14 protein-coding genes are annotated in these 12,802 nt (G+C 42.9%); 9 read left to right on the top strand and 5 right to left on the bottom strand.

The features are described 5' to 3' along the window. Position 1: 1 nt before the first annotated feature. Entirely contained in the window at positions 2 to 1,549 is a 1,548-nt protein-coding gene (locus tag CXF61_RS08685; protein ID WP_101204552.1) for an ATP-binding protein, read from the top strand. A gap of 208 nt (positions 1,550 to 1,757) precedes the next feature. Next, complete coding sequence (locus CXF61_RS08680; RefSeq protein ID WP_101204553.1) at positions 1,758 to 2,885, top strand: M14 family metallopeptidase; 1,128 nt, start codon at positions 1,758 to 1,760, stop codon at positions 2,883 to 2,885. A gap of 66 nt (positions 2,886 to 2,951) precedes the next feature. Here CXF61_RS08680 and CXF61_RS08675 read toward each other — a convergent pair whose 3' ends face one another. After that, positions 2,952 to 3,923 (bottom strand): EamA family transporter, encoded by a 972-nt coding sequence (locus tag CXF61_RS08675; protein ID WP_165597925.1) that lies wholly within the window; start codon positions 3,921 to 3,923, stop codon positions 2,952 to 2,954. 255 nt (positions 3,924 to 4,178) lie between these two features. Continuing rightward, positions 4,179 to 5,558 carry an aminotransferase-like domain-containing protein gene (locus CXF61_RS08670; protein WP_165597924.1) on the bottom strand — a complete coding sequence of 460 codons (1,380 nt, stop codon included), beginning with the start codon at positions 5,556 to 5,558 and terminating at the stop codon, positions 4,179 to 4,181. A 265-nt stretch (positions 5,559 to 5,823) separates the two neighbouring features. On the opposite strand from CXF61_RS08670, the gene CXF61_RS08665 reads away from it, so the two are divergent. Beyond that, positions 5,824 to 7,005 (top strand): MFS transporter, encoded by a 1,182-nt coding sequence (locus tag CXF61_RS08665; RefSeq protein ID WP_165597923.1) that lies wholly within the window; start codon positions 5,824 to 5,826, stop codon positions 7,003 to 7,005. A gap of 132 nt (positions 7,006 to 7,137) precedes the next feature. Here CXF61_RS08665 and CXF61_RS08660 read toward each other — a convergent pair whose 3' ends face one another. Beyond that, the gene (locus CXF61_RS08660) at positions 7,138 to 7,410 is read right to left on the bottom strand and encodes a type II toxin-antitoxin system HicB family antitoxin (protein WP_165597922.1); all 273 of its coding nucleotides are present in this window, start codon (positions 7,408 to 7,410) and stop codon (positions 7,138 to 7,140) included. 227 nt (positions 7,411 to 7,637) lie between these two features. Between CXF61_RS08660 and CXF61_RS08655 the strand changes: the two genes are divergently transcribed. From CXF61_RS08655 to CXF61_RS08645, 3 genes are all read left to right on the top strand, one after another. Continuing rightward, the gene (locus tag CXF61_RS08655; RefSeq protein WP_165597921.1) at positions 7,638 to 8,501 is read left to right on the top strand and encodes an SDR family NAD(P)-dependent oxidoreductase; all 864 of its coding nucleotides are present in this window, start codon (positions 7,638 to 7,640) and stop codon (positions 8,499 to 8,501) included. 158 nt (positions 8,502 to 8,659) lie between these two features. After that, positions 8,660 to 9,709 carry a zinc-binding alcohol dehydrogenase family protein gene (locus CXF61_RS08650; RefSeq protein ID WP_165597936.1) on the top strand — a complete coding sequence of 350 codons (1,050 nt, stop codon included), beginning with the start codon at positions 8,660 to 8,662 and terminating at the stop codon, positions 9,707 to 9,709. Positions 9,710 to 9,808: 99 nt separating this feature from the next. Continuing rightward, positions 9,809 to 10,114, top strand: coding sequence for a putative quinol monooxygenase (locus tag CXF61_RS08645; protein WP_165597920.1), 306 nt, complete (start codon positions 9,809 to 9,811; stop codon positions 10,112 to 10,114). Between the two features lie 166 nt (positions 10,115 to 10,280). Here the strand turns inward: CXF61_RS08645 and CXF61_RS14320 are convergent, their stop codons facing one another. Both CXF61_RS14320 and CXF61_RS08635 read right to left on the bottom strand, forming a co-directional pair. After that, on the bottom strand, positions 10,281 to 10,433 hold the full coding sequence (locus CXF61_RS14320) for a zinc-binding dehydrogenase (RefSeq protein WP_413775333.1): 153 nt from the start codon (positions 10,431 to 10,433) through the stop codon (positions 10,281 to 10,283). A 94-nt stretch (positions 10,434 to 10,527) separates the two neighbouring features. After that, positions 10,528 to 11,001, bottom strand: coding sequence for a winged helix-turn-helix transcriptional regulator (locus CXF61_RS08635; protein ID WP_165597919.1), 474 nt, complete (start codon positions 10,999 to 11,001; stop codon positions 10,528 to 10,530). 102 nt (positions 11,002 to 11,103) lie between these two features. Between CXF61_RS08635 and CXF61_RS08630 the strand changes: the two genes are divergently transcribed. From CXF61_RS08630 to CXF61_RS08620, 3 genes are all read left to right on the top strand, one after another. Next, positions 11,104 to 11,832 (top strand): SDR family oxidoreductase, encoded by a 729-nt coding sequence (locus CXF61_RS08630; RefSeq protein WP_165597918.1) that lies wholly within the window; start codon positions 11,104 to 11,106, stop codon positions 11,830 to 11,832. Positions 11,833 to 11,896: 64 nt separating this feature from the next. Beyond that, a complete protein-coding gene (locus CXF61_RS08625) occupies positions 11,897 to 12,484 on the top strand; it encodes a 2-hydroxychromene-2-carboxylate isomerase (protein ID WP_165597917.1) in 588 nt (195 codons plus the stop codon). A gap of 165 nt (positions 12,485 to 12,649) precedes the next feature. Further along, the coding region (locus CXF61_RS08620; protein WP_165597916.1) for a transposase at positions 12,650 to 12,802 on the top strand (153 nt) is incomplete at its 3' end.

Genomic DNA, 12,802 nt, shown 5'->3' with positions numbered 1-12,802 from the left:
TATGAAATATAGGTTTGATAATCGGCGCTTGCCACTATTATGGCGTACTGTGTTGCTGCTCACGATATTTGTTGTTATATCACAGGTTATCATTTATATATGGATACAGCGTTCTGTTAAAGGCCATTTCGAGCAAATGGACGCTGAAATTATGACTCATGCGGCTTTTAATCTACGTAAACGAGTGATAGAACCTAGTAGCCCTATAACTTCCCAAACCCTACCTAGCTCTCAAAATCCATTGGATAGTCAACAGCCGCTAAGAGCGGCACCTGACGTAATGCCTGATGGAGATACTTCTACCGCAGCGATATCAGATGAAGCTGATCATCAGCATTCTTCTTGGCTAGATTACGATCTAAAAACCATTATCGCTAATAAAGAAGGGCAGATACTGTCTAGTACCCCCAATAACTTTGCTCAAGAGCTAGGGGAAGGATTTAATCTGTCATCACTGAAACAAGATAATGATAAGCAACAGTTTGTGATGAATATCAACAGCCGATACTATCGAGCAATGGTCATTGAAGACGACAAAATGCTCGCGCTTATCGCATTGCCTATAGATGTGCATCATCAGTATTTATTACAGTTCAATCGTCAGCTTAGTATGATTTTGTTCGCGATTACCTTGTTGCTCGTATCAGTAGCGGCGCTGGGTGTGTATTGGGGTTTTGCACCTTTGGCGACCATCGTCCAAAAAATGAAAACAATGAATCCTGACAGATTGGATGATAGAGTCACGGTCAGTGATATGCCGTTAGAGCTGCGACCATTAGCAGAATCTTACAACTCAATGATGGCCAAGCTTGAAAGTAATTTTGAATCATTGTCACGGTTTTCAGACAATATCGCCCATGAGCTGCGCACTCCAATAGCGACACTCAGCACGCAAACGCAAGTCATGTTAAACAAACCGAGAGCTAGTGATGAATACATTGAGCAGCTACACCATCAGCATGACACCTTAGAGCAGCTATCGGCCATGATAAATAATATGCTGCTGCTAGCAAAAACCCAAAAAGGATTGAGTGACTCGCAAATCAGTCACGTGGATACGGACAGTTTAATCACCAAGCTCGTTGATTACTACGAAATGATTGCAGAAGACCGAGGTATCGCTATTGAAACCAAAGGTGAGTTCAGCGCTGTTTTAGGAGATAAAAGTTTATTACAAAGGCTCTTTGCTAATCTGATATCGAATGCGATTTATTATGCTGCTCAAGATAGCGTTATAACCATTAGTGCAGATAGAGTAAACTCAGATGAGATGGTGGGTACAACAATAAGCAGTCTTCAACAATCAAAACAAGCTATTTTACGAATGACCATCACTAACCAATTAGATGAGCCGTTGACACAAAGTGAGGCAGATAAGTTGTTTGAGCGCTTCTATCGACATCATAAAACAATAGATCGCCACACAGGAACAGGTTTGGGTCTATCTATCGTACAGTCTATCGTTGGGGCGCATAATGGTAACGTCAGTATTACTATAAAAGACGATGATTACTTTCAAGTAAGTGTCGAGTTATTAGCAGAGGTTTAATCTTTTAGTAGCCAACGCTAAATATTCAACCTGAACAGATAGATTTGATAGGTTATTGCCTTGAAAACGAGCTGATAATGACCAAGTAAATGTATGTCTAGTGCCCAATATAAAGCTAGAGATTATTACAAGGCAATAGGTAGAACAGTAAGTCGATAACGAACATAATACTTAAAACACAATCATAAAAATCAATTAGGGAATGACTATGCATATCACAGCTAATTTTGATGCAGGCAACATTGACATTATTAATGCAGACAACAAAAAAGACATTCAATTAGCGATTCGTCCAGATGTTGGCGGCGAGTTTTTTCAGTGGTTTAACTTTCGTTTGTCAGGTCAAATAGGGGAGCAGTATGTTCTCAATATTCTGAATGCAGGAGAGGCGTCTTATCTAGAAGGGTGGGAGAACTACCAAGCGGTGGCTTCTTATGATCGTCAGCATTGGTTCCGTCTGCCAACCTCTTATAAAGATGGCAAATTGACCATCGTGGCAGAGTTAGAATGCGAAACCATTCAGATTGCGTATTTTGCGCCTTATAGCTATGAGCGTCATCAAGATTTATTGGCCGCCGTGCAAGTGCATCCGCTAGTGACGTTAGAGCATCTAGGCGAAACGCTTGATAAACGTGACTTGACCCTAGTCAAAATAGGTGACGGTGCTGCCCACAAGCGCAATATATGGATTACTGCTCGTCAGCATCCAGGTGAGACGATGGCTGAATGGCTCATTGAGGGTTTGTTGTATAGCTTGTTAGATAGTGATAATGCGACTGGCAAACAGTTGTTAGACAAGGCCAATTTTTATATTGTTCCTAATATGAACCCTGATGGCAGTGTGCGTGGACACTTGCGTACTAACGCTGCCGGAACCAACTTAAATCGTGAATGGCAAAGTCCAAGCTTAGACAAAAGCCCTGAAGTATTTCATGTGATTAATAAAATGGAAGCGACAGGCGTGGATCTATTTTATGATGTGCATGGTGATGAAGCATTGCCGTATGTATTCCTCGCTGGGTCACAAGGGACGCCAAGCTACAGTGACCGTCTTGCTGGACTACGTGATAAGTTTTCAGAGGTATTAAAGTTAGCCAGTGCCGACTTTCAGTCTGAGATTGGCTATGAGGTCGATGCACCAGGTGCTGCCAATATGACCGTTGCCACCAATTGGGTAGCAGAGCGTTTTGATTGTCTTGCTAATACGTTAGAGATGCCATTTAAAGACAATGATAATCTGCCCGATGAAGAGATGGGTTGGTCGCCAGAGCGCTCTATCAAATTAGGCGAAGCATCACTGGTAGCAATGCTAGCTGTCGTGGATGATTTACGATAACTATAGAAAAAAAGCTGCAGAAAATAAAAAGCTGCTAATGATGGCCGAGTGTTTTAGTAGTCATCGTTAGCAGCTTTTTTTTATTTTCATCTTCACATTCGCCAATAGCAGTCCTGATAAGATCAACATCATGGCCAGCATTTTCCACCACGTCACTACTTCTCCTGTGAGTAGTACTGAGGTCACCATACCGAATACGGGCACCAATAGCGCAAACGGCATAACCTTGGAGGCAGTATTTTGACTGAGTAAGTGTGCCCACAGACCAAAGCCAATTAAGGTTGAGATATAGACGATAAACCCAAGTGAGAGCCAAGACTTGAGTGATGCTTCAGTAAACGTCGCCATCTGCCATGCATCAGTCTCAAATGTAAGAGAAGATATCGTTAACATGACGCAAGCAATGAGACCGCCCCAGACTACCAGTGCTAACGCAGACAAAGCAGATGCTTTATTTTTTCCAGTGCTAGATGTGGCAACAGATACCCTTGTTCCTTGCTGCGCTGCTTTTAGAGCCGTTTGCTCTGACGCTTTTTCTGAGGCCTGTTTTGATGCTTGCTTGGAAGCAATATTACCAAAGCTCCAACCGATGGCCGCAATCAAAATACAGATGAACCCTGCCAAAGGCATATCACCGCCAAGGTTTAGCGCAATCACGCTGAGTCCTAGTACACCGACCAACATACCAACGATTTGCATACGGCTGACTGCTTCGCCCAATATAAAATACGCTAGCAAAACCGTGATAAAAATCTGAATTTGTAGCAGTAGTGCCGTCAGCCCCGGGGATGAACCCAGATGCATCGCTGTAAAGACAAAGGCGTACTGCATGACAAATGTACCAATGGCATAAATAAACAAGGTACGGTTGAATTTAGGCGGCTTTAGAAATAAAATCAATGGCACAGCAGTAAAGAAAAAACGCAGGGCGGTAAGCATCAATGGCGGAAAGCTCTCAAGACCCCACGCAATAAAAGTAAAATTTACGCCCCAGATAAAGGTAACCAGTACAGCCAATGCAGTATATATAGGGGACATATGAGCTATCCTAGAGAAATAGTATCCGTTGTCGGGAGTGGTTAGATTTAATTGTGTTTGGCTTATGTTTGGCTGATATTTAGGCTTAGAATTATAGTCGAAAGGTCAATATATAATAAGAAGGTACTAGCACTATAGTCGATTCAATTTAAAAGTAGTACAAGGCAACCGAGTGTAGATGTACATGTGATACTTCAAGCAAGGTTAACGCTGTCATACTTTTATAGTGGAATGACTATATAAGTCTCTGATTGATCAGTCTAACGATTGAGCCAATACCTCGAAAATTTTTGAATGGCTCATCTGCGCCACATTGAACCGCATAAAATTTTCAGCATTGTCCGATTGGCTAAAAACATTGCCCGGTGCCAATACCACACCCTGTGATAAGCAGCGATTAGCCAATTCGGTCGCATTATTATTCTTAGGTAATCGGCACCATAGGAACATACCTGCTTGTGGGAGCAGCCACGGTACGATGCCTAATTTAGCCAATCGTGGTAGCGTATGAGTACGCGCGCTTGCCAGCCGAGTATGGATGTCATTCATATGCTTACGGTAGCCGCTATCAGTCAACGCTGAGAACACAACCGCCGCTGCTAATTGACTGCCACCAAAGCCAGTGGCTATCTTTAAATCTACCAAACTCTCGACCCATTCTGTAGGCGCTGCAATATAACCACAGCGTAGGGATGCGGATAACGTTTTAGAAAAACTGCCGATATAGAATACTCGTGACAACCCATCCAAAGCCGCCAATCTCGCCGCAGGCTTGACTTCAAAATCTGCAAAAATATCGTCTTCGATGATGTACAAACCAGCAGCCTGAGCCAATTGTAATACACGGTATGCCGTAGCAGGTGATAACGTTGCGCCCGTAGGATTGTGAATGGCAGCATTGGTGATGTACAGGCGCGGCTTATGCTCATCTAAAATCGCTGCAAAGGCCTTTACATCTGGCCCATTTGGCGTATAAGGGACTCCAACTACTTTGACCCGATGGGCAAGCAGCTGTGCTCGAAAGTTAAAATAACAAGGATCATCGACGACAACCGTATCGCCTGGTGTCAGCAAAAATCGAAAAATCAAATCTATCGCTTGAGTGCCGGAATCCGTCAATATGACCTGTGATGGTTCTGCATTGATATTCAATCCTGCCATACGCCGCGTGATTAGTTGACGCAATGCTAACAGTCCTAGCGGCGTTGCATACTCACTGATAATGGACGCGTCAGCTTTTGCTACATTTCGCAAACCACGGCGTATACCTGCCTCAAACAGCCAGTCCGCTGGCAACCAGCCGCAGCCTGGCTTTAGTGCACCATCGGGTGGCTCCAGCGACTGCCGCGATACCCACAATGGATCTACCACTCGATCAATTTTTGGTGCTATATCTGTCAATGATAGCGGCGCTGTCGTCTCTGCCACATAGAACCCTGCACCAGGCCGAGAGTAAATAAAGCCCTCAGTTTGCAGGCGCTCGTAGGCTTCAACCACGGTGGATGGTGAGAACCCATAATCTTTGGCAGCGGCACGGACGGAGGGTAGTCGCGACTCTGGCATGTAGATAACGGTTGCTATTTTCTCTTTTACGTCAGCCATGACAATTTCGATGCGTGTTAGCTTCTTATTCATATTTTTTACAATTTTTGGTAAGGCGGCTTTTATGAAAGTTTTATCTCAAGGTTACAACTATAACGATATATGGGTAGGATATCCCAACTGTATGGGTTTTATAGACCAAACAGTTCTGTCTAATTGTACTGTATTGTATATAGATAACCTACTGTACTTTTGTTTTAATCATTGAACGTAAACGATGTAGAGGTAGGTGTCATTCTACTGTGAATCACACTAACCTCAGTCAATTCAGCGATTATTATTCAAAAAGCAGCGATATATGACCATGAAAAAATATAACAAATATCTGGCTTTTGCCTTATGCGTGATAACGACAAGCGTCAATATCCAAGGCCCACTTTATGCCGTCTATGCACACAATGATGGCTATGGTGTACTAGCAACTACGATAGCGTTTTCCTTTTATGTATTAGGCGTCATACCTGTATTATTAGCTTTCGGTGGGTTGTCGGATCGTATCGGACGACGTAAGGTGATTTTAATCTCTTTGGCCCTATCGGTAGCAGCAACGGCTCTTATGTTGTTTTATCCGTACACGCGAGCATTAGCAGTAGCGCGATTCGTACTGGGTGTGGGAACAGCTCTAATGGCTGCGACGGCGACTGCCTATATGATTGAGCTGCTCGGCTCAGCAGATACGATGCGTGCGACAGCGTGGGTGACGGCCAGTACAACGATAGGTTTTGGTCTTGGTCCTGTATTGACGACAGTTTCTTTGATGTTTTATGAAACCGATCAGCCAGCCAGTTTTTTCTTACTGCTAGCTAGCGGGCTGTTCGCTATGTTTTTGTTATATAAATTACCAGAGACAGCACCTAAACGCACTAATTTGCCCACATCTATGCTACGGCTACCCTATTTTAACCGTGAGGTCATCTGGTATGGCAGCGGTATTTTGATTTGTTGGGCGACGACAGGTTTGGTACTGTCAGTTATTCCCTCAGTACTGGCCACGCATGGACTCGCTAAGTATGCAGGGATATCCTCTATGTTAGCCATCAGTTGTGGATTGATCGTTCAGCCAATCGCCCGAAAACTTGACCCTCAAATTTCAAGCAAGCTTGGTCTTCTGATCTTACTACCAGCTTATGCTTTATTGGCTTGGGGGACGTTGAATGCCAGTCTACCAGTGATTCTTTTGGCGGCATTTTTGGCCAGTACTAGTTGCTATGGCTTTGTCTATTTAGGCGGTATGTTAGGAGTCGCAAAATCTGCTGGAAATGAGCAGGCACGTGCAAGTGCAGGCTATTTTCTGATGGCATATATAGGGCTTAGTGTACCCGTCATTTTTACTGGTTTGATTGTGGATCGGTATGGTGCTGCTACTGCGTTCTACGCCTTTGGTGTGTTTTCATTAGTTGGTGTGATTGTCTTATTTGCCAGCCAGCCTATATTGAGAATTGGACGTCATTCGAACGCCAATTTGCATAGCGTGTCTTAAAATAAGATTGATAATGCAGTTTTCTATTCATTGTCTTTTCAATTTTTCATGATTAGATTACTTGTCCTTTTTGTTATATGAATTTTTTTAGTTTATTTATTATATCTGAAAGGCATGAGTGGTTCTTTGATGTCATTCATAAAGCTCATGTATCTGAATATCTACTACTGCCCAATCCATTCCTTCAAAATCTGGATTATCTTTATGTCTAGTACTATCGGTAGGTAGAGGAATGGCTTCACCGTCTTCTATCAATCCTTTTAGATGGAGCATAATCGCTTCTTTAGCATTATTAGAGATATCTGCACGTTCATCGCTGGCTGAATAGCAACTCACTATGTCTGGGATAAATATGCCATAAGCTGTTGTTTTATTACTTGGTGTAATTGCTATGGGATACTGCATTTAACATTCCTCATGAATTTTGAACCTAAGTATAACTAGCAACCGCTTAGATAACAGTCTAAATAACCCCTTAAATATAACTCACTTTCAAAATTATATTGAAAGTGTTTTAGGTGATGGCTACTGTTTGACCCACAACACTTTCATTACAATGGGCGCTATCACGATGGATAAAATAGAACAGGTATCCAAAACTGAAACAATAATTCAAACAATAAGGGCGGTTTATGACTCTGAATACCACTAAAACAATTTTAATCACTGGCAGCACAGATGGCATTGGCAAATTGGCAGCGTTAAAACTGGCAGAAGCTGGGCATCAAGTGTACTTGCATGGCCGCGATGCTGACAAGCTTGCTAGCGTCATTGCAGAAGTTCAAGCAGTCGCGACAGGCGCAGCAGTAGATAATATTGATGGGTTTGTGGCTGATTTTTCTGATCTAACGGATGTGCTAAAGATGGCAGCAGACGTCAATGAAAAACTGACAAAGCTTGATGTGCTCATAAATAACGCAGGGATTTATACTACGGCATCAGCATTGACGAAAGACGGTTTGGATGTACGCTTTATGGTCAATTACCTAGCGCCTTATGAGCTGACCAATGCTTTGTTACCTTTGCTAAAGCAGTCTGATAAAGCGCGTATCGTGAACTTAAGCTCAGCTGCGCAAGCGTCAATATCTTATCAAGCACTTGCAGGCCAGACCCGCCTTGATGATAAGGATGCTTATGCCCAAAGTAAGCTGGCATTAACCATGTGGAGTATGGCATTAGCTGACACCGTCGCTAGCAACGATATCAATGTCATCGCCGTCAATCCAGGTTCGCTACTGAATACAAAAATGGCTAACGAAGCGTATGGTCAGCATTGGTCATCAGCAGACAAGGGCGCAAATATCCTAACGGAGTTAGCCATCTCGGATGAGTTCGCTGACGATACTGGTAAATACTTTGATAACGATATAACAGATGGCACACATGGCGATGCAAGAGGGGCATTTGGTCGACCACATGCTGATGCTCTAAACCAAGCAGCCATTGCAGAGCTTGAGCAGCAGACTCAGACAGTATTGCAGTCAATTTTTGCATAAGATGCATAAGATTTATATTTTGCAGCATCAATGAATTTCGAACAATTAAACCATTACTAACTATATTTTCAAATAACTATATTTTCAAATAACTATATTTTCAAATTTTATTATTAAAAACTTTCTCATTAAAAACAGGACACAATATTATGCAAACTATCAAAGCCATTGGTTATCAAAACAATCTACCTATCGATAATGAACAATCGCTACAAGACATCACCCTTGATAAGCCAATTGCTTCAGGCCGCGATATTCTTGTAGAAGTGAAAGCTATATCAGTCAATCCAGTAGATTACAAAATCCGTGAAGGGCGTCCTGCCGCAGAGGGTGAGTATGCTGTTATTGGTTGGGATGCTGCTGGCACTGTGACGGCTGTCGGTGAAGACGTCAGTTTATTCTCAGTAGGCGACAACGTCTATTATGCTGGAGATTTGACCCGTTCAGGCAGCAATGCTGAATATCAGTTGGTCGATGAGCGTATCGTTGGACACATGCCAGCCTCTTTGTCTTTCGCTGAGGCAGCTGCATTACCACTCACGACGATTACAGCTTGGGAGATGTTGTTCGACCGTTTACAAGTACCTGTCTCTGATAGCGCAGCGAATGAGAGCGGTAGTAGCGAGAATGCTAATAACGTCTCAGTATTGGTCATTGGCGCAGCGGGCGGCGTTGGATCTATCTTAACTCAGTTATTAAAAACAAGAACGTCGGCCACGATTATTGGTACGGCTTCGAGAGATGAGAGCGTGCAGTGGCTCAAAGATTTGGGTGCTGATCATGTCATCAATCACCGCAACCCATTGTCTGATGAACTACAAAAAACGGGTATTGCTGAAGTAGACTACGTGGTGAGTCTCAATAATACTGAAGATCATTATGAAGAAATCATTAAATGCTTAAAGCCGCAAGGTAAGCTTGGACTGATTGATGATCCAAAATCATTAGATGCCAACCCTCTTAAAACCAAGAGCTTAAGCCTGCATTGGGAATTTATGTTTGCACGCTCAATGTTCAATACGCCAGACATGATTGAACAGCATCATTTATTAAATGCGGTGGCAAAATTGATTGATGCAGGCGAGATCAAAACCACGGTCGCTCACAACCTTGGGGCTATCACCGCTGAACACCTACGTAGTGCGCATCAAATGCTAGAAAAACAGCAAGCGCATGGCAAAATTGTATTAGAAGGCTGGTCTGCATAACGCATAACGCAATTTAGATTAATAGGTCCAATGTGACGCTTTTAGCAGACACGTTGGACCTATTTAAATCAATGATAATAATAAACATAGGATAAATAGATGAGCACGCAAGCAAACAAACCACTTACCATCGTCGCCACTATCAAAGCCAAACCTGAGCACGTTGAACAAGTCAAAACTGAGCTGCTTAAACTGACAGCAGCATCACAAGGTGATCAAGGTTGTATCCAATATGACTTGCATCAAGAAAATGCAAATAGTAACGGTTTCGTGGTTTATGAAATTTGGGAAAACAACGAGTGTCTTCAGCAACATGTACAAAGCCCGCATTTCCAAAACTATGTACAAATAACAGATGGGATGGTCGATGAATTTATCGTTACTGAAATGACAGTTATCTCATAGGTTTGATCTATATTCTGCTGCTGACGATAAAATGAATGGTTGACAGTCATGACTGATAAGGTTGACTTTTATGCTTCAAAACAGCGTTTATTGATTTAGATATAAATGGCTTTGAATAAAATATTCAAAACCATTTATACGCTATTTACTTGCTATTGATCGATGATTATTCTTGAGCAACTTTCAAAACGATTTTACCGACATGTTTCTTTTCTAAGAAAACCGATTGAGCAGTATGTATCTGTTTTAATGGAAAAGTACACGCCACGATTGGATTTATTTTACGTTGTTCGATACAGTTAACGAGGTTTTGGAGCACTTTAGGCTGAAGTACAGTACAACCTTAAAAGGTCAAGTCTTTTAAATAAAGTGTTCTGATATCTAGCTCTAATGGCTTATAAACCGCTACTAAGTTAAATACTCACTTCATCATTACCGATCCATTTGGGTCCTATCTCAACCTCAATATCACGTGCAGTAACGGGTTCAGCGCACTTGGAGCATACTGTCACCGGATGCATAATGTGACCACATGCCTTGTGTCTATGCAACAGCGGCGCCCCGCGTTCATCAACCATGTATTTATCACCCCAACTGACCAATGCCAGTACGACAGAGTGCAAATCTAATCCACACTCTGTCAGTCTATATTCCTCACGTAGCGGCCGCTGCTGATAGGCGACTTTTTTTAAAATATCGTATTCAACCAGTTTGCGAAGACGGTCAGATAGGACATGACGTGTAATGCCTAAGCGTTGCTCAAATACGTCGAATCGTCTGACTCCCAAAAAACAATCACGTAAAATAATGAGCGTCCAACGATCACCAATGACTGCTAAAGTGCGAGCTACCGAGCAAGACTGTTGGTCCAGTTCATCCCAGCGCATAGGTTATCTCCTTTATCTTTAAGCTATAGGTTAGCTTGACAGGGTCCAAAAATAAAGCTATATTTTTGTTAGTTCTAAAAAGGAACCTATAAGGAAATAGACATGAACAGAGCACCCGTAGCAGTTGTAATCGGCGCAGGCGATGCCACTGGCAGCGCTGTTGCCAGACGTTTTGCGCGAGAAGGTTTTACTTTGTGCGTGACCAGAAGGAACGCTGAGAAGCTAGAGACATTAGTCAGTGATATCGAAGCGGCTGGAGGAGTGGTCAAGCCATTTGGTTGTGATGCGCGTATCGAGCAAGAGATGGTTGAGCTGTTTGCTCATATTGAAAAAGACATTGGGCCGATTGAAGTCGTGGTGTTTAACATCGGGGCAAACGTTCATTTCTCCATCTTAGATACGACAGAGAGGGTCTATCGAAAAGTGTGGGAGATGGGTGCCTTGGCTGGATTTTTGACAGGTAGAGAAGCGGCAAAAGTCATGATTCCACGTGAGAGGGGGACAATTATTTTTACGGGTGCAACAGCGTCTTTACGCGGTAGTAAAGGTTTTTCGGCTTTTGCTAGTGCTAAGTTTGCTCTACGGGCACTGGCACAAAGCATGGCGCGCGAGTTGGGACCTAAAGGCATACATGTCGCACATCCTATCATTGACGGTGCTATTGATACTGACTTTATTCGTGACAACTTTCCCGAGCGCTATGAGCTAAAAGACCAAGACGGTATTTTAAATCCAGAACATATCGCTGAGCAGTATTGGCAGTTGCACTGTCAGCCAAGGGATAGCTGGACGCATGAGTTGGATTTACGCCCATGGATGGAAACTTTTTAATCCTATCTGGTTAATAACTGTCAAAATTTTAATGGATTTTTAATATATTGCAAGGAATGCAAAGATGAGTAAACAGGTAGAGTTTTTCTTTGATGTGGGCAGCCCAGCCAGTTATTTGGCATGGACACAGTTAGCGAGTATCGCGCAGCGTCATAATGCCGAGATCGTTTGGCGACCTATGTTACTTGGCGCAGTGTTTCAAGCCGTTGGTAACACCTCACCAGCTGCCGTACCTGCTAAAGGCGCTTATATGCTCAAAGACCTTAAGCGTTTTTCAGCTATCTATGACGTGCCTTTTCGCTTCAATCCATTTTTCCCAGTCAATACGATGCAGCTTATGCGCGGTGTTACCGCTTATTTGGAGACACCCAAATTTGAGAGTTATTTATCCGCTATCTTTAAGGCGCTATGGGCTGAAAAGTTAAATATGGAATCACCAGAAGTTGTGGCTGAGGTTTTGTCGAAAGTAGGCATTGATGCGACTGATTTTATGGCGCGTATTAGTGAGCCTGAGGTTAAGGCGCGTTTAAAATCTAGTACCGAAGAAGCAGTAGCACGAGGCGTATTTGGGGCACCAAGTTTCTTCGTAAATGGTGAGATGTTTTTTGGTCAAGACCGGTTGAGCTTTGTTGAAGATGCTTTGAGAGACTGAGCATAGTAAGTCATAGGATATATAGACTGCGCTATACTAGCTCAACGATGACCCATTGGTTCTCAACCTGCCAGACATCAGCCGCGATAAGTGGTAATCCCCCCAATAAATAAGAACACTTACAAATAGAGATTAACTGCTAAAATACACCAGCAGGAGAATCCTATGAAAAAGACACGCTTTAGCGACAACCAAATCTTCAACATCCTAAAACAAGCCGAACAAGGCGTCCCTATTACCGAGCTCTGCCGTGAGCATAACATCAGCCAAAGCACCTTCTACAACTGGCGATCTAAATATGGTGGTATGGACGCCACA

Origin of the sequence: Psychrobacter sp. 4Dc (genome assembly GCF_002836715.1) — a bacterium.
Taxonomy (GTDB): Bacteria; Pseudomonadota; Gammaproteobacteria; order Pseudomonadales; family Moraxellaceae; genus Psychrobacter.
This window is presented reverse-complemented; position numbering and strand designations above follow the sequence as displayed.

Coding starts and splice junctions, on each gene's coding strand:
- CXF61_RS08675 (WP_165597925.1), bottom strand. CDS start 3,923: ATGTCCCCTATATATACTGCATTGGCTGTACTGGTTACCTTTATCTGG.
- CXF61_RS08635 (WP_165597919.1), bottom strand. CDS start 11,001: ATGCGCTGGGATGAACTGGACCAACAGTCTTGCTCGGTAGCTCGCACT.
- CXF61_RS08625 (WP_165597917.1), top strand. CDS start 11,897: ATGAGTAAACAGGTAGAGTTTTTCTTTGATGTGGGCAGCCCAGCCAGT.
- CXF61_RS08665 (WP_165597923.1), top strand. CDS start 5,824: ATGACCATGAAAAAATATAACAAATATCTGGCTTTTGCCTTATGCGTG.
- CXF61_RS08630 (WP_165597918.1), top strand. CDS start 11,104: ATGAACAGAGCACCCGTAGCAGTTGTAATCGGCGCAGGCGATGCCACT.
- CXF61_RS08655 (WP_165597921.1), top strand. CDS start 7,638: ATGACTCTGAATACCACTAAAACAATTTTAATCACTGGCAGCACAGAT.
- CXF61_RS08685 (WP_101204552.1), top strand. CDS start 2: ATGAAATATAGGTTTGATAATCGGCGCTTGCCACTATTATGGCGTACT.
- CXF61_RS08645 (WP_165597920.1), top strand. CDS start 9,809: ATGAGCACGCAAGCAAACAAACCACTTACCATCGTCGCCACTATCAAA.
- CXF61_RS08680 (WP_101204553.1), top strand. CDS start 1,758: ATGCATATCACAGCTAATTTTGATGCAGGCAACATTGACATTATTAAT.
- CXF61_RS08660 (WP_165597922.1), bottom strand. CDS start 7,410: ATGCAGTATCCCATAGCAATTACACCAAGTAATAAAACAACAGCTTAT.
- CXF61_RS08670 (WP_165597924.1), bottom strand. CDS start 5,558: ATGAATAAGAAGCTAACACGCATCGAAATTGTCATGGCTGACGTAAAA.